We start from the raw sequence: 16,205 nt of genomic DNA, 5'->3' as shown, positions 1-16,205 counted from the left end.
ATGAACCCGAAATACCGATTAGGCCATCAGAAAGATCAGGGCGCATTCAGCCCTTTGCTGGAGGATATTGCATTTATCAAAAAGCACCTGCGTTACCCTGTCAATAAATTCAACCGTTACATACTGCAGAGTGCTATAGGGATTCTGGTGCTCGTCCTGGTGTTGCTGACGTCGTTTGTAATTGGGCAGATGTATAGCCCGCGCAGTTTCCGGCCGCCTATGGTGATGCCGTTCTTCGCAATCATTTTCATGATCCGCTTCAGTATAATTTCTCTCCGCAGTATGCGTTTCAGGCGTATCGGAACTTCTATGAACACAAACGGTAACACAGAACTGATAAGAGATTTTCTGACACATTGCGGTATCGCCTATTTTCAGAGTCCCTTAGCGCCTGAAGTGTTCCAGATTTCCAGCAGGCCGCTGAATTATGAAGGGACGCAAAGGGAAATCATGGTATTTATCGCCGATGATCTGCAGATACTGCTCAACAGTCATTATACGGACGGTCCGTCGCGTTCGGTCCCCTTGAAGTTCAGCACGGAATACAGGAATATGGAACGTGCTTTGCGCGACTGGCTGGAGCAGCGGCAGATTCCCGGCATTGTGTCTGCACGCCGCTTCCGGCGCTAGTCTTCAAGCAGAAAGTTGATCGGCAGTTGCATCCAGCAGCGTACTTCCACGCCATTATTTTTACCGGGTATCCACTTCGGCATCAGGTTCAGCACACGCATGGCCTCTTCCTCGGAACCGAAACCGAAGCCGCGCTTTATACTAACCGACTCGATGCTGCCATCTTTACCCACAACAAAACGCAAAACCACCCTACCCTGCTGTCTGGCATTTTTTGCCTGCTCGGGATAGCGTATATTTTCCGCGAGAAAGCGCTGCAAAGCTTCTTCCCCGCCCGGGAAACGAGGGTCCTGCTCTACCACTTTAAATGTTTCCTCAAAGCCCTTCTTAACCCCTTCTGTAATGATTGCTTCACCTTCATTTCCGGGGCCTGAGCGTTGCGACGCTATACTGATATCGCCCTCTCCTTCACCCCTGGAAACGCCTGCGACTGCGTTGCGAAGCGATTCCTGCGATGCAAGACTTCTTGCCGGGTCCGGATCTTTTACGATATCGGGCTTGGAGAAGACTTCTGTTTTTATGTGTACGGTTTCTACTTTAGGAGGTTTTATGATCTCAGGCTGTTTTATTTTCTGCTCCTTGTAGTCGAATGTACTGACGACGAGTTCCTGTGTGTGAACGGCCGGGAGCACTTTCGAACTTGAGGAAACAAGTGTGCTGGCTGCGATCAGCGCACTGATGGCAAACAAAGCGATAGCTGCCATACGCATCCGGCGCGGGTAAGAAATCCTCAGCTGATAGGCTCCGTAAGCCTGGTTACGCCCCTGGAAGATTACATCCAGGTAAGTGTTCCGGGGAAAGACATTAGCTTCCATAGTAAGATCGTTTTCTGTATCTCAGATGAGCAGCACACGATTTTTCCACAAAACGAAAGAACAGAATTTTTGGCTGTTTACACCGTCTCCCATCCTAAAAAAAGGGTGTACACCACATTTCTATATCAGTTGAAACACTATAGACCCTTAAACCCTAAATTTGTGCGCCCAAATCAAGGGTAAACCTATAAACCATGGAGTTCAACAAGCCAGTCCCGATCGTTCGCATTTTCGATGAGCAGAAAGCGCGCGAGTTTTATGTGGAATACCTTGAGTTTATTATCGACTGGAAAGCACGCCTGGCAGCAAATACGCCGCTGTACATGCAGATCTATAAAGATGAGTGTGTACTGCACCTCTCAGAGAATCATGGAGACGCCAGTCCCGGAGCAACGATCAGAATTCCTGTCAGCGATCTTACGCTGTACCATGCATTACTCAGTGACAAACAATACCGCTATGCAAATCCCGGGATTATCAGTCAGCCCTGGGGAGCAGATGAAATGAGCGTAGCTGATCCTTTCGGTAACAGGTTGATCTTTTACCAGTCGAAACCCAGTTGATCAGCCTTATCAGGCGTCCTTACGCGGGTGGATATATACTTCCTTCATGTAAAAAGGCTCGGCAGCGGCAACGTCGGTAAAATCCTGGTTCGCGAAGCTTATCGCCGCCCATAAAGCCCATTTTGCGGGATCGATCACGGCATGCGGAATTACAGATTCCCCGAAAGTGCGGCCTGCTTCCTCATCACCTAAAAGACAATGAGAAGTTACCGAGAGCGAATCGATCAGCGCTTTGATAGCTTCGGTTGCACCGTGTAACGGGCCTTGCAGGATATTCATTTCTGCATCATAGGCCGCATAAAAGAATTCGCCGGGACGAGCTGTGAGTACCACACCATATTGCCAGAAAGCATCATTGATCTGTATCTCCTGCTGCGCCAGCAATTCCAGTTTATGATGAACGATCAGGGGTTTATTCAACGCGAACGCCAGCCCTTTTGCAGCAGCCATACCGATACGCAGCCCGGTGTAGGAACCGGGACCCGAACAGACTGCAATCGCGCTGAGGTCTGCAAGTTTGATATCCGCTTTTGCGCAGAGTTGTTCTATCAGTGGGTTAATGGCGGCAGCCTGACTTTTTTGTTCCGCATGTTCCATACCGGTCAGGTACTGACCATCACGAACCAGTCCTATCGTACAGGTAGCTCCTGACGTGTCTATCAGCAAAATGTGATCCATAAAAACGGGACAAAGGTAGCCTTTCACTTACATTTGTACCATGGAAAAGAAAATAATCAAGACAGATGCCGCGCCCGCGCCTATCGGGCCTTATAACCAGGCCGTACAATTCGGCAATATGCTTTTTGTGTCCGGGCAGATAGCGCTTGATCCGAAAGACGGAACATTGTTCCAGGGAGACATTGCAAAAGAAACGGAAATTGTCATGAATAACCTGAAAGGTATCCTCAACGAAGCCGGTATGGATTTCAGTCATGTGATCAAAACATCCATTTTCCTGATGGATATGGGTAAATTTTCTACGGTGAACGAAGTATATGCCACTTATTTTACCGGTAATTACCCAGCCCGTGAGACGGTGCAGGTGGCCGGTCTTCCACGTGGCGTACAGGTAGAAATTTCCGTTATCGCTGCGAAATAGGCCGTACACGCGCATTTTTCTGAAAATTTAATAATTGGCGCTTTTTCGTATACCGGCGAAAGGTTTTACTTTTGCACCAATAAAAAAATATCATCCTTATGAGTTTCATTACCGAAGTAAAAGCCCGCCAGATATTGGATTCCCGCGGCAATCCCACTGTAGAAGTCGACCTGCATACCAGCGATGGTTCCATGGGGCGCGCCGCTGTGCCGTCCGGAGCGTCCACCGGTAAGCACGAAGCCGTGGAATTGCGCGACGGAGACAAAAAGAAATATTTGGGTAAAGGCGTTTTGAAGGCGGTAAACCATATCAACGAAAAACTTTCCGAAGAACTTTACGGTATCGAAGTGACCAATCAGCGTCAGATCGATGAGCTGATGCTGGAAATAGACGGCACACCGAATAAAGCCAAGCTCGGAGCAAATGCCACGCTGGCTGTAAGTATGGCTGCCGCAAAAGCTGCCGCTCTGTCCACAGGCCTCTCCCTGTACCGCTACGTGGGCGGCGCGAATGCAAAAACATTGCCGGTTCCGATGATGAACATCCTGAACGGTGGTGCGCACGCTGACAATAAAATCGACTTCCAGGAATTCATGGTAGTGCCCGTAGGTGCTGCTACTTTCAGTGAAGGTCTTCGCTGGGGCGTGGAAATCTTCCACCACCTGAAAAATGTATTGAAAGATAAAGGCTATTCCACAAACGTGGGTGATGAAGGTGGTTTTGCACCGGATATCAAAAGCAATGAGGAAGCCATTGAAACGGTACTGAAAGCGATCGAAAAAGCCGGCTATAAACCCGGAGATCAGGTCGCCATCGCCATGGATGCCGCTATCAGCGAACTCTGGGACGTCAAAGCAAAAAAATACCATTTCCACAAATCCGGCGGTGCAAAAATGAGCAGCGAGGAGCTTGTTGCTTACTGGACAAAATGGTGCAAGAAATACCCGATCGTTTCCATCGAAGATGGTATGGACGAAGACGACTGGAAAGGCTGGAGCATGCTTACGCAGGCTTTGGGCAATAAAGTACAGCTTGTGGGAGACGATTTGTTTGTAACAAACGTAAAACGCCTGGAGCAGGGAATCGATCAGCATATCGCGAACGGATTGCTGGTGAAAGTGAATCAGATCGGAACGCTTTCTGAAACGATAGATGCCGTATCTATGGCACAGTGTGCAGGCTATAACACCATTATGAGTCACCGCAGCGGGGAAACCGAAGATGCAACTATCGCTGACCTGGCGGTTGCGCTTAATTGCGGCCAGATCAAAACCGGCTCCGCATCCCGCTCCGATCGTATGGCTAAATACAACCAGTTGCTCCGTATCGAGGAAGAGCTGGGTGCAAGTGCTTACTATCCCGGTAAAAAACTGAAATTCGGTAAATAATGAAAAAGGTCTTCTCGCTTCTGTTCAATAAGTACCTGATCACTTCCGTGGCATTCGTAGTCTGGATGACCTTTTTTGATCAGAACGACTGGATGACGCAACGCAGCACGCGCAGGGAGCTGGATGAGATCCAGGAAAGCATTCGCCTGATGACTGCCGAGACCGAAAGCATGGAAAAGGATCTGGCTCTGCTGCAGCATGATCCGGAGCGCCTCGAGCAATTCGCACGGGAACGTTACCGAATGAAGAGAGACAATGAAGACCTGTATATTATCGAAAGGAAATAATAAAGCCCCGCAATTGCGGGGCTTTTTCTTAAACAAACTAAACACAACAAAAAATTATTCCCGGTCAGGACTTCAACAGGTGCGCTTTTACAAATTGCACGCCGTGAGGAAGCGCTGCCTTATCAGCATTGCTGGCTAACTCAACAGAAACGCCGAGCTTACGGATTCTGTCGCCTAATGCCGCGGCATTGCCGCCGGACAGAAATGATGGTTTCAGGTATACTGATTTTAATTCTTTAATGCCACTGAGCTCAGCAGGACTGGCACCACTCAGATCAGCAACACATTTCACGTAGTTATTGGTATTATGAGTGTATGTGTACAGCAGCATTGATTCTGACCATGAGGCATTCAGGCAGACCAATGCATACGCTCCGGAACTATGCAGCGATCCGCTGTTTGCAGATAAAGCACGCAAAGCCGAAGCAATTGTTTTCTTACCATCGTTTGTTCCGTCTCCGGATACGCAGGCGATAATACAATCACCCCACAGAGCGCGAAGGCTGCTTACGGATACAGTTTGCTCATCGTTGCACAATACAATCACCACAGGCATTTTTTCGCGGAGAACAGCGGGCGTAAACACCTGAAGCTTTGCATGGCGTACATCTTCCATCCGGATATGCTGCAAGGAGCGCGCAACGGGTGCTGCAGGAGCGTACACTTCATTCTTCTTGCTGCAGGCTGCAAGGTAGGCAACACACAACCAGCAAAAAATCAAAGCGAAAACGGAATAGTGTAAACGGGATTTCATATACCGGAATTTTAAGCTTGTGAATATTGTCCGGCACCATAATGTGCCAGATAGGCGTGAGAATAAGTCAGCGGTATGAGGCTCACTCCGCGGTTCGGTCTGCGGCTGAGCTGACGGTGCATTGATGTAGTGAACCTGTTTCCCATTTTATAAGAAAAACGGATAAAGTAAACCACCAATCCAATTTTAAGTCCCATCGTGCAGGCTTTGAGTAAAGTAGCGAGTTGCAGCCATTCTGCAACGTGCTGCAGACCAAGGATCAGCAGATTCTGCAGCAGATTATCTGCTCCACCCGCAAATACTACAGGTAACAGGGAATGCAGCAACACATTTGTGATCGCCTTACTACGGTGATCTATATAGTGAATGGCATTTGCCGGTATCGTCATAAAGTCGTTTATCTTTTTCATAGAAGTACCTGTTTTCTATAATGCAAAGAAAATAATAGAAGCGTGCTCCTGCTTTACACGCATTAACACATTCCTTACATGATTTCAATCGTCATGCCTGGCGGCCCTTTTCACGCGCCTTTCACCGAGTCCTGCCAGAGCCTTACCGAAATACCACCATAATCACCCTGCTTAAACGAATGCTTTTCAATAATTTTGTCGGGCTATTTCCAATGAACCTGAAACCACTAACCGTAGTCCTGTGCCTGCTGCAATTATCCTCTTTTGCACAGTCGAAACTGTCCGTATCATTTACGGTCTCTGATGAAAAAGGAATGCCGCTTGAACTGGCCGCTCTGCAGCTGTATGCAGATTCCACAATGAAACTTTCTGCCGTCACCGACAGCGCCGGGATTGCCGTATTTTCTTTAGATACACCCGGAAGCTATACCCTGAAGGTGAATACGCTCGGATATGCACCCGTAAATAAGGTAATACAGCTCAGGGACAGTAATGCATTCTTTCGCCTGTCTTTAAGCCCTTCAGGAAAAAGCCTGAAAGAAGTGGTGATCACGCAGAAGAAGCCGCTGATGCGGCAGGAAGATGATAAGACCATTGTGGATGCAGAGCCCCTGGCAGAAGTGAGTACCAATGGCTACGAGATGCTGGAGAAAACACCGGGGCTTTTCGTGGACCAGGATGGCAATATTTATCTGAGCAGCACTACACCGGCTACAGTGTACATCAACGGAAGAGAAATGAAAATGAGTCGTAGCGACATAGCTTCCATGCTGAAAAATCTGCCGCCCAACAGTATTGAAAAAATAGAAATCCTGCGTACACCTTCAGCAAAATACGACGCGTCGGGAGGAGGAGGCATTGTAAATGTGGTGTTGAAAAAAGGAGTGAAGATCGGGCTGAACGGTAGCGTGAACGCAGGTTTCCAGCAGGGCGTGTACGGCAACCGCTATGCAGGCCTGAGCCTGAACAACAATAACGGTGCCACAAGCAGCTATCTGAATGTCAATCTAACCACTCAGAACAATTATCAGCAGCTCAATACCAATCGCGTATTAACCGGTGATACACTGCTGGAACAAAAGGCATTTACCAAGTATCCGGGACAGGTGGCATTTACCAACTACGGCATCAGCAAAGACATAAACGACCGCTGGAATCTTTCCTGGGATGGCCGCCTGAGCTATAACAGCAGCAAAAGCAATACCCATAATGACAACAACATCGTCAGAAGCAGTACTGAGGACGTATTAGGTTCTACCCTTTCGCTTGTAGACAATAAGAGCCAGGCTTTCCTGAGCGACCAGGAGATCGGTGCCAAACTGAAAATAGATACCGCGGGATCTGAATGGGTGAACCGGGCTTCCTACACGTATGCTTATAATAATCTGGACCAGGTATATAATAATACTTCCGTATTGCTCAACAGCAACGGGAACGGAAATGTGGGTACCAACCGGCATTACGGGGTAATACAGTCGGACCTCACCAGGAAGATCGGCAAGGGGTTCACGTTTGAGACCGGACTGAAGTCGACCTACCTGTATTTTACCAACGATGCGCTATACTATACCGGAGGCAGCGGTGCGATTGACCCTACCCGCACGAACAAATACAATTACCGCGAAAACCTGAACAGTCTGTATGTACAGGGAGCCAAAACATTCGGCGGATTTATCCTGAAAGCCGGACTGCGCATGGAAAACACGAATATGGACGGGCATCAGCTTACACCCGGAGACACCACATTCTCCATTCGTCGCAGCGACCTGTTTCCCTACATTTATTTCAGCCGTAAAATTATGACGATTGCGAGCTATGAAATACGGGCCTACCTGGTAGCGCGCAGAACGATCAACCGCCCTAGCTATGAGCAGCTAAATCCGTTCCCGAAATATGTAGACCAGTTTATGTCTGAGATCGGGAACCCGACCCTGAAGCCGCAGTTCACTCAGAATTATGAATTCAACGTAAGCGCGGGGGAAAAGCCTTTACTGGCTATCGGCTACAACGATACGAAAGACATGTTTACGAACGTATTTTATCAATCGGCACAAAATGTGAGTCAGGCCTACAGAAGCTATGATAATATCGGCGCCAACAAAGAATTTTACCTGCGGGGGCTGGCTGCGATACCTCCCGGTAAGGCTTATTTTGCGGTTATCGGCGGGCAGTACAACTTCAACAGGTATGAGGGTCTGTACGAAGGAAAGCCGTTGAATTTCAGCGGCCGCAACTGGCTGTTCTTCACCTATCATCAGTTAAAGCTGGACAAACGCTCCACGTTTTCGTTGCATGGCTTCTGGCGCCTGGCGGGACCGCTTCAGTTCTACCAACTGAGCGATATGGGTTCGCTCACGCTCAGCATCAACCGGAAATTCCTGAAAGACAAACTGTTCCTGAGTATGAACATGACCGACATTTTATACACCAACAACAATACCTTCACCGTTCAGCAAGGCTCGGTGAATGCAAGCGGTTACCGCGGCGGGGATACGCGCAGATTTGGTCTCACCATCCGTTACAATTTCGGATTTGTGAAAAAAGAGGAACACGGCGATATGTTCCAGGTGGATGCAGATGGCAAAAAATAGGCCCGGCAAACCGGGCCTGAACATGCTTAATGCTTCTTTCTTTCGGAACGGATCTCCATAGATTTGACCTCTTTCCCATTATCGGAGTAGTACATTTCCATTACCTGGTGATCGGGATCATCGAAACGGATGACCTCTTTTACGTCGGTCTGGGATCCGTCTCCCATATCACCCGTGACCATTTTGCCGCTTAGCGTGAGACTATGGCTGGGTTCGTCCCATTTTCCTTCAAGGATCATAATACCTGTTCCCATATTATCGATCCAGGTGCTCTGGAATACCTTTCTCGCATTGTCGTAGGCGGTGAGTCCTTTTCCTTCAAAAGCCATACCCATCATGTTTCCGGTGTGCATGCTTTCGGAATAACGGCCACCAAGGATCGTTTTATACACGGCCGTGGTCTGCGATTTCATAGGCGGAGCATCCGGGCTCATCCACATACTGCACTCCCCGGTCCATTCGCCGTCCCAGGAGCTCATCAGTTTTTGCATATCCCCGGGTGTTGCATATGCCTCCCAGTTTTTCATCGCGGTTGCAGAATCGGGTTTAACGTGGGGAGCCTCAGTAACCGAGGTATCTTTTGTTGATGCCGGTGCGGCAGTTTCAGCCTTGCGCTCGGTACAACTCAGCACCATTAACGGAGCACAAAAAAGAAGTAATGCTTTTTTCATATAGTGGAATTTTGCCACAAGTTAGCATAAAAAAAGACCACCGTATGGTGGTCTTTTCCAAATAATAAAATTTGTATTATGCGTTTACGAGACCTTTAGGCGCCGCAGATTTGATCGCGTCGCTTGCCTGATCAGCATATTTTTCAAAGTTTTTGTTGAACAGTGCACCCAGTTCCAGCGCTTTTTTATCATAAGCTTCTTTATCAGCCCATGTCTCACGCGGATTCAACAGTTCGTTGGGCACACCCGGACAAGACTGAGGTTTCAGCACTCCGAATACATCGTGCGGAACATACTCAACATTATCCAGTTCACCTTTCATCGCCGCAGTGATCATTGCGCGGGTGAGGCTCAGTTTCATACGATTACCTACGCCGTAAGCGCCGCCGCTCCAGCCGGTATTCACCAGCCATACGTTGATGTTCGGATGCGCTTCGAGTTTCTGACCCAGCAGTTCTGCATATTTCGCAGGGTGCAAGGGCAGGAACACGCGACCGAAGCAGGCAGAGAAGGTAGTCTGAGGTTCAGTTACACCTACTTCTGTTCCGGCAACTTTCGCCGTATATCCGGAAATGAAATGGTACATAGCCTGCTCTTTAGTGAGTTTGGAGATCGGAGGAAGGATACCAAAAGCGTCACAGGTCAGGAAGAAGATATTTTTAGGTTCGCCACCGTAAGATGGCTCTTTTGCATTTGCGATGTGGAAGATCGGATAAGCAGCACGGGTATTTTCGGTGATGCTTCCGTCTGCGTAGTTCACGGTGCTTGTACCGGGAAGGAATGTGATATTTTCCAGCAAAGCGCCCGGTTTCACTGCTGCAAAGATCTCCGGCTCTTTTTCTGCGCTCAGATCGATGCATTTTGCATAACAACCGCCTTCAAAGTTGAATACGGAATCATCAGACCAGCCATGCTCGTCGTCACCGATCAATGCACGGTTTGCGTCCGCACTCAGCGTAGTTTTTCCGGTACCGGACAAACCAAAGAACAATGCCACATCACCGTCTTTACCTTCATTGGCTGAACAGTGCATGGATAATACCTTATGGTCATGCGGCAATACGAAATTCAGCACACCGAAGATACCTTTCTTCATTTCGCCGGTGTAAGCAGAACCACCGATCAGGATCACACGGCGTGTGAAGTTTACGATGGTGAAGTTACCCTGACGGGTTCCGTCGATAGCAGGATCTGCCTCGAAACTAGGAGCCTGGATAATGTGCCAGTCAGGAGTCTGAGTATCTATTTCCGCATCTGTAGGACGAAGGAACAGATCATTACAGAACAGGTTGGCCCATGGTGTTTCATTGATCACACGGATATTCAGGCGGTATTTGGGATCTGCGCAGGCATATGCATCACGAACCCACACTTCCTTACCTTCCAGATGCTTGCAAACGCGATCATATAATTTATCGAATGCTTCAGGAGCGAAAGGAATATTAACATCACCCCAGTCTACAGAATGTTCCGTGATAGCGTCTTTTACCGTGAATTTGTCTTTAGGGGAACGGCCGGTAAATTTTCCGGTGCTCACACAAAGCGCACCGGTATCATTTAAAACTCCCTGACCTAGTTCAATCGTCTTTTGCGTTAACGCTTCGCTTGAAAGATTCCAGTTGGCAATAGCAACGTTCAACCCGATGCCGGCAAGGTTTGCCGAAGGGTTCTTCTTTCCGATTTCCTGCATAAAATATGAAGTTTAAATTTGGGGGACGAAGGTACGATGCAGATTTAATAATTTGATATTTTTGAACATTAAATTTTGCGCACGGCGGACACAATCAGGCTTGCAGCAAACAGTATGATTTTTATTTATACATTTTGATTTTCTTACACTAAGGTACTTTCCCCAATTTTCCGAATCCACCAAACTACCGACGTCCCTGATATAAGCAAAAGATAGTATTATGCCCGGCACGCACTGTGTGTGATACACATTCATTAAAGTTGCAGATTGAAACGCTGCGCTCATCCTATCAATCCGGCTTTGCCGCTTTTCATACAATATCATCCATGATGCACATCCATGAGCATATGGTATTATTTTTGGGCAAAAAAAATTGGAGCTCCCTATACAATTGTTGGAAGAACTGGAAAGCGTACCCGGCTTCAGCGCATCTGATTTTACAGAAGCACACCGGCAAGTTCCTCCTACCTCCATTCGTATGCATCCGCTGAAAGCACCGGTACATTACGGTGAAAACCTGGATGCGGTGCCCTGGTGCAATGCAGGCCGGTATCTTCCGGAAAGGCCATTGTTTACAGTCGATCCGCTGCTGCACGGAGGAGCCTATTATGTACAGGAAGCTTCGTCGATGTTCCTGGATTATATATTAAGATCGGTGTATCCTGAGCCTGAAGGATTAAGGGTTTTGGATCTGTGCGCGGCTCCCGGAGGTAAAAGCACGCTGCTCGCGTCGTTCCTGGATGAGCGCTCATTACTGATCAGCAATGAGGTAATACGCAATCGCGCCGGTATTCTCGGGGAGAATATGACGCGCTGGGGTTATAAAAACGCCTGGGTATGCAGCAACGACCCAAAAGACCTCGGAAAAATGCAGGGGTATTTTGATCTGATCGTCGTGGATGCACCCTGTAGCGGTTCCGGCCTGTTCCGGAAAGACGAACGTGCGATTGCTGAATGGAGTCCGGAAAATGTGCAGCTCTGCGCAGCGCGTCAGCAACGCATATTACACGATGTATTGCCCGCCCTGAAAGAAGGGGGCTGCCTTATTTATGCCACCTGCTCATACTCACCGGAGGAAGATGAGCAGATAATGGATTTTCTCGCCGCGCAATTCCCCCTGGAGTCCGTACCTGTAACCGTTCAGGATGATTGGGGCATCGTGCGTGTTACCTCTGCCATTCACGGAATAAACGGCTACCGGTTTTTCCCGCACAGGCTCCGGGGCGAAGGATTTTTCATAACCGTATTGCGTAAAGCCAGTGGTGAGACCGCCATGCCGCTTCCCAAATTCAAATCGGTGCATGCCCGGCAAATGGCCGTTCAGATCGACCGCTTCCTGGAGCAAGACTCTTATCTGCTGCTGCCTGCCGAAAACAATCAGTTTATGGCGATACCCGCAGGTATGGAAGCGGATTATCATTATCTGAAACAATTTGTCTACCTCCGCAAAACAGGGATTACCGTGGGCGGACCAGGCCCGAAAGAATGGATTCCCGAACATGACCTGGCATTGTCTGTGGATCTCCGGAAGCAGTTGCAGACCGTGGAACTGGACCTGGAGCAAGCGCTTCTGTACCTGAAAAAAGAAACATTCGCCACGCCGGCCGGCGCGGTGAAAGGCTGGAACCTGGTAACATATAAAGGTCTGGGACTCGGATGGATCAAAGTGCTGGATAACCGCATCAATAATTATCTTCCGAAAAACTGGCGTATCCGCATGGACATCGATTGGGAAACGATATTATGATACACCCTTTATAAACCGCATTTTACCCCTCCTGATAGCTCAGGCATGGGATATTTCCGTAATTTACGAACGAAACAGAACTGACATTAAACCGATGAAGTTGATTCAAAACAACAGAGCAAACTCCGGCAAAAAAAATTACCTGTTCAGCAGATATGCATTGATCGTTGCGTCGATGATATTTTCTGCACAATCGCATGCGCAGACCTATCTGGAAACTTTCGGGCAGAACAGGGTACAGCTTCGCCGGTTCGACTGGAAAGTTTTTGAAACACCTCATTTTCGTGTCCATCACTACGATCGCAGCGGGAAAGATCTCGCGCGCTATGTAGCCGAACAGGCTGAGCAGGATATGGCCCTCATAGAACAGAAGGGTAAACGTAAGGTGACCGAACGGTTCAACATTGTTCTGTACAATTCTTATGACGACTATCGCCAGACGAACTCCGGACGGCAAAACGACAACCTGATCGTGCGCTCTTCAGAGTCCGGATCTATAGATTTCCCCGAAAATAAAATTGTACTGTATTTCAGCGGTGTGCACACCGATCTGAAAAACCAGATACGCGAAGGCGTAGCGGCCGTACTCACAGATAAGAAATTACACTCCGGAAGCCTGGATAACATGGCGGTGAACAGTGCCTTGAAAAATATACCGGTATGGATACAGGATGGCTATGCAAGTTATATGGCCGAAGGATGGAGCGAACAGACAGATAAAGCCTGGAGAGCTGTAACAGAACAGTTCCCGGAAAAACGCTTTTACTTTTTTACGGACCAGAGTCCGCTGCTTGCCGGAATGGCATTCTGGAAGTATGTGGGCATACGCTACGGCAAACCCGAAATAGCAGGCCTTATGAATGGCCTCAAAGCAAAAGGCAATCTCAACAAAACCCTGAAAAGCCGCTACAAAATGAATGTGGTGGCATTCTTCGATTCCTGTCTTGCTTTTTATAAAGATGCTTTTGCGCGCGATAATGAAGGCAAAGTAGTGAACGATCCGCGGCAGGCGCAGGTGATGCTGAAAGCACCCGAAAACAATGATATATTGATCCGCAACCTGAAGGTATCTCCCAGGGGCGCAGACATCGCGTTTGTACGCTGGGATAAAGGCGTGTTCCAGGTACGGCTGAAACATACCAACAGCGAGCAGGAAGAATCGGTTATCCTGGAAGGCGGGGAAACCAATCATATGGAAACCGCCGATCCGAATTACCCGCTTATGACCTGGAGCAATACCGGTTATAAGCTTGCAATTCTGTATAAAAAAGGTAACAGCACACGCCTGCGTATCTACGATGCAACGAAAGGCAAACTGGCGACCTACGTCGTTCCGAATAACCGCTTTGACCGTGTATTGGGAATGTCTATAGACGAGGATAACGATGCGATTATTTTCTCGGCTATCCGTAAAAGCCAGACAGACCTGTATTATTTCACAATTAAGGGTTCCCGGATGCGCAATATCACCAACGACGTGTGGGATGATGTGGAACCGGCATTCGTAACCGGTGGCCGTAAACGCGGTATTGCATTTTTATCCAACCGGCCGGCAGCCAACCTCAATGTTCCTTCGGCGGTAAACGAGTTGCCTGCAGGACCGATGAATATGTTCTTCTACGACACAAAAACGAAAAGTCCTGCACTTTTAAAATGCTCAGATAATAAAGAGAACAACAACCTGTCACGTCCTACACAATACGGAACTGACAATTTCGCTTATATCTCAGATGCCAATGGCGTTAAGAATAAGTATGTCGTTATATTCGGGCGGGACGTGAACAACAGAGACTCGATGTATTGGGTACCGGCTACCAATTATGCGCACAGCCTCACCAACCACCAATACAACCCGGCAGGGAATATTGTTGCAGACATCCTGCGCGAAGGCCCAAGCTACAACGTATATTATTCAGAGATTAAGATTCCGGGCACAGACTACCCTGTTCCGCAATTGAAAAAAGCAATCCTTGTGGAAACCCCGGAAGAGGCCGCAGGCATGATCGCAAGCGATAATGGTCAGAAAAAAGACGAAACCAAAAAGCGTCGCAGAAACCGCAATCACACCACCGTGGACAATCTCCAGCAGGTGCGCCTGGATAACGGCAACACGTTCCAATCTGAATTTCCTGCAAAAGAAGAAGAACAGACAAGTACAGCCGCTGCAACCGAACCTGCCGCAGGTACTGATACCAGTGCCGCCGAAGATGTGGTAATACGCACTGCCGACAGCAGCTTCCTGAAAATGAAGCCGCAACCTTACCGTCTTGCCTTCAACCCCGCCAGTTTCTCCATAAGCCTCGACAACAATATCCTGTTCAACCGTTACCAGAGCGCCAGCCTGAACGGAAATTCATTTGCTAATCCAACCCTCGGCGGACTGGTGACTTTGAGCATGAATGACCTGATGGAAGATTACCGCGTTACCGGAGGCTTTAAGTTACCGTTCGGACTTCCGGGATCGACGTACTATATCCAGTTTGAGAATGTCCGGCGCAGGCTCGACTGGTCTGTAGCAGCAATGCGTTCCACAACCACGCGGGAATTTAACCTTCAGTTTGTGGATTCATCCGGCAACCTGCTGTTAAATACACTGGGCTTCGGTAAAATCAGCACGAACCTCATCCAGGGAAATTTTTCTTACCCTTTCGATCGCATGCGCAGTCTGAGATTCCAGACGGGTTTCCGCCAGGATGTCTCCCACATTAAAGCAATAGACACGTTCACGCTTATCTTCCCGTCCAGCAAACAATACTGGTCGATGAGCCGACTTGAATTTGTATTTGATAATTCGAAACTGATCACCACCAACATCCGCAACGGCGTACGCTATAAGCTGTTCGGAGAATATATGTATCAGTTGAACGATAAGGGGGGCGGAGTATATAATTTCGGTTTTGATTTCCGTTATTATAAAAAGATCTACAAGAATCTGATATGGGCATTCCGCGTGGCAGGCGCTCACAGCGGCGGCAAGCAGAAGATTTTGTATTTCCTCGGAGGTGTGGACAACTGGATCAATTATCAGCAAGCCAGCATGCCGGCTTCTATCCAGACAGATGCCTACGGATTCATGGCGCAATCCAACAACCTGAGAGGTTATAAGCAAGGTGCCCGTGCCGGCAACAGCTATTCACTGATGAATTCGGAATTCCGCTTTCCGTTCCTGAGCTCGCTGATACAACGTCCTATACAGTCTAAAATCCTGCGCAGCCTGCAATTGGTAGCCTTTACCGATATCGGGATGGCCTGGTTCGGATTATTCCCCAGCGAAAAAAATATGACGACAACACAGTCTTATTATACCTATCCGATCCAGGTGAACGTAAACGTTCCTCCGGCCGAAACAGTCTCGCTGGGATACGGAGCCGGATTACGGGCAGCCATTTCCGGATACCAGATAAGACTTGATGCAGCGTGGAACAGGACAGGATCGCCGAAACCTGTGATCTACCTTTCACTGGGCACGGACTTCTAAACGGCCGGCGTATATATAGAAAAAATGAATGTTCTTTTGTGTCAGGGGATTGCTTACTTTTGCAAATTCCGCAAAAATCGTC

General features: G+C 48.4%; 14 protein-coding genes. 8 read left to right on the top strand and 6 right to left on the bottom strand.

Annotated features, from left to right (window positions below; genetic code table 11):
* Positions 1-630: a hypothetical protein gene (locus ABD846_RS00160; RefSeq protein WP_344821453.1), complete on the top strand. Its 630-nt coding sequence runs from the start codon at positions 1-3 to the stop codon at positions 628-630.
* Here the strand turns inward: ABD846_RS00160 and ABD846_RS00155 are convergent.
* Positions 627-1,445: an energy transducer TonB gene (locus tag ABD846_RS00155; protein WP_344821451.1), complete on the bottom strand. Its 819-nt coding sequence runs from the start codon at positions 1,443-1,445 to the stop codon at positions 627-629. The genes ABD846_RS00160 and ABD846_RS00155 overlap by 4 nt on opposite strands.
* Before the next feature lie 194 nt (positions 1,446-1,639).
* Here ABD846_RS00155 and ABD846_RS00150 point away from each other — a divergent pair, with 194 nt between their 5' ends.
* Positions 1,640-2,008, top strand: coding sequence for a glyoxalase superfamily protein (locus ABD846_RS00150; protein WP_344821449.1), 369 nt, complete (start codon positions 1,640-1,642; stop codon positions 2,006-2,008).
* A 9-nt stretch (positions 2,009-2,017) separates the two neighbouring features.
* On the opposite strand, the gene tsaB is transcribed toward ABD846_RS00150, so the two are convergent.
* The gene (gene tsaB, locus ABD846_RS00145; RefSeq protein WP_344821447.1) at positions 2,018-2,686 is read right to left on the bottom strand and encodes a tRNA (adenosine(37)-N6)-threonylcarbamoyltransferase complex dimerization subunit type 1 TsaB; all 669 of its coding nucleotides are present in this window, start codon (positions 2,684-2,686) and stop codon (positions 2,018-2,020) included.
* A 40-nt stretch (positions 2,687-2,726) separates the two neighbouring features.
* Between tsaB and ABD846_RS00140 the strand changes: the two genes are divergently transcribed.
* From ABD846_RS00140 to ABD846_RS00130, 3 genes are all read left to right on the top strand, one after another.
* Positions 2,727-3,107: a RidA family protein gene (locus tag ABD846_RS00140; protein ID WP_344821445.1), complete on the top strand. Its 381-nt coding sequence runs from the start codon at positions 2,727-2,729 to the stop codon at positions 3,105-3,107.
* A gap of 98 nt (positions 3,108-3,205) precedes the next feature.
* Positions 3,206-4,495 (top strand): phosphopyruvate hydratase, encoded by a 1,290-nt coding sequence (gene eno, locus ABD846_RS00135; RefSeq protein WP_344821443.1) that lies wholly within the window; start codon positions 3,206-3,208, stop codon positions 4,493-4,495.
* Positions 4,495-4,782 carry an FtsB family cell division protein gene (locus ABD846_RS00130; protein ID WP_344821441.1) on the top strand — a complete coding sequence of 96 codons (288 nt, stop codon included), beginning with the start codon at positions 4,495-4,497 and terminating at the stop codon, positions 4,780-4,782. The genes eno and ABD846_RS00130 overlap by 1 nt, the downstream gene beginning before the upstream one ends.
* A gap of 64 nt (positions 4,783-4,846) precedes the next feature.
* Here ABD846_RS00130 and ABD846_RS00125 read toward each other — a convergent pair whose 3' ends face one another.
* Both ABD846_RS00125 and ABD846_RS00120 read right to left on the bottom strand, forming a co-directional pair.
* Complete coding sequence (locus ABD846_RS00125) at positions 4,847-5,536, bottom strand: hypothetical protein (RefSeq protein WP_344821439.1); 690 nt, start codon at positions 5,534-5,536, stop codon at positions 4,847-4,849.
* An 11-nt stretch (positions 5,537-5,547) separates the two neighbouring features.
* Entirely contained in the window at positions 5,548-5,946 is a 399-nt protein-coding gene (locus ABD846_RS00120) for a hypothetical protein (protein WP_344821437.1), read from the bottom strand.
* 212 nt (positions 5,947-6,158) lie between these two features.
* Here ABD846_RS00120 and ABD846_RS00115 point away from each other — a divergent pair, with 212 nt between their 5' ends.
* The gene (locus tag ABD846_RS00115; RefSeq protein ID WP_344821435.1) at positions 6,159-8,537 is read left to right on the top strand and encodes a TonB-dependent receptor; all 2,379 of its coding nucleotides are present in this window, start codon (positions 6,159-6,161) and stop codon (positions 8,535-8,537) included.
* 26 nt (positions 8,538-8,563) lie between these two features.
* Here ABD846_RS00115 and ABD846_RS00110 read toward each other — a convergent pair whose 3' ends face one another.
* Complete coding sequence (locus tag ABD846_RS00110) at positions 8,564-9,208, bottom strand: DUF1579 domain-containing protein (RefSeq protein WP_344821433.1); 645 nt, start codon at positions 9,206-9,208, stop codon at positions 8,564-8,566.
* A gap of 76 nt (positions 9,209-9,284) precedes the next feature.
* Positions 9,285-10,898 carry a phosphoenolpyruvate carboxykinase (ATP) gene (gene pckA, locus ABD846_RS00105; RefSeq protein WP_344821431.1) on the bottom strand — a complete coding sequence of 538 codons (1,614 nt, stop codon included), beginning with the start codon at positions 10,896-10,898 and terminating at the stop codon, positions 9,285-9,287.
* 373 nt (positions 10,899-11,271) lie between these two features.
* On the opposite strand from pckA, the gene ABD846_RS00100 reads away from it, so the two are divergent.
* Complete coding sequence (locus ABD846_RS00100; protein WP_344821429.1) at positions 11,272-12,645, top strand: methyltransferase RsmF C-terminal domain-like protein; 1,374 nt, start codon at positions 11,272-11,274, stop codon at positions 12,643-12,645.
* A gap of 94 nt (positions 12,646-12,739) precedes the next feature.
* Positions 12,740-16,123 carry a hypothetical protein gene (locus ABD846_RS00095; protein ID WP_344821427.1) on the top strand — a complete coding sequence of 1,128 codons (3,384 nt, stop codon included), beginning with the start codon at positions 12,740-12,742 and terminating at the stop codon, positions 16,121-16,123.
* The last annotated feature ends 82 nt before the right edge of the window (positions 16,124-16,205 follow it).

Source organism: Rurimicrobium arvi (assembly GCF_039540495.1).
GTDB classification, from domain to species: domain Bacteria; phylum Bacteroidota; class Bacteroidia; order Chitinophagales; family Chitinophagaceae; genus Rurimicrobium; species Rurimicrobium arvi.
This window is presented reverse-complemented; position numbering and strand designations above follow the sequence as displayed.

What these genes read in the sequence shown, in the direction of transcription:
- ABD846_RS00160 (WP_344821453.1), top strand. Translation starts at nt 1, where the DNA reads ATGAACCCGAAATACCGATTAGGCCATCAGAAAGATCAGGGCGCATTC.
- ABD846_RS00155 (WP_344821451.1), bottom strand. Translation starts at nt 1,445, where the DNA reads ATGGAAGCTAATGTCTTTCCCCGGAACACTTACCTGGATGTAATCTTC.
- ABD846_RS00150 (WP_344821449.1), top strand. Translation starts at nt 1,640, where the DNA reads ATGGAGTTCAACAAGCCAGTCCCGATCGTTCGCATTTTCGATGAGCAG.
- tsaB (WP_344821447.1), bottom strand. Translation starts at nt 2,686, where the DNA reads ATGGATCACATTTTGCTGATAGACACGTCAGGAGCTACCTGTACGATA.
- ABD846_RS00140 (WP_344821445.1), top strand. Translation starts at nt 2,727, where the DNA reads ATGGAAAAGAAAATAATCAAGACAGATGCCGCGCCCGCGCCTATCGGG.
- eno (WP_344821443.1), top strand. Translation starts at nt 3,206, where the DNA reads ATGAGTTTCATTACCGAAGTAAAAGCCCGCCAGATATTGGATTCCCGC.
- ABD846_RS00130 (WP_344821441.1), top strand. Translation starts at nt 4,495, where the DNA reads ATGAAAAAGGTCTTCTCGCTTCTGTTCAATAAGTACCTGATCACTTCC.
- ABD846_RS00125 (WP_344821439.1), bottom strand. Translation starts at nt 5,536, where the DNA reads ATGAAATCCCGTTTACACTATTCCGTTTTCGCTTTGATTTTTTGCTGG.
- ABD846_RS00120 (WP_344821437.1), bottom strand. Translation starts at nt 5,946, where the DNA reads ATGAAAAAGATAAACGACTTTATGACGATACCGGCAAATGCCATTCAC.
- ABD846_RS00115 (WP_344821435.1), top strand. Translation starts at nt 6,159, where the DNA reads ATGAACCTGAAACCACTAACCGTAGTCCTGTGCCTGCTGCAATTATCC.
- ABD846_RS00110 (WP_344821433.1), bottom strand. Translation starts at nt 9,208, where the DNA reads ATGAAAAAAGCATTACTTCTTTTTTGTGCTCCGTTAATGGTGCTGAGT.
- pckA (WP_344821431.1), bottom strand. Translation starts at nt 10,898, where the DNA reads ATGCAGGAAATCGGAAAGAAGAACCCTTCGGCAAACCTTGCCGGCATC.
- ABD846_RS00095 (WP_344821427.1), top strand. Translation starts at nt 12,740, where the DNA reads ATGAAGTTGATTCAAAACAACAGAGCAAACTCCGGCAAAAAAAATTAC.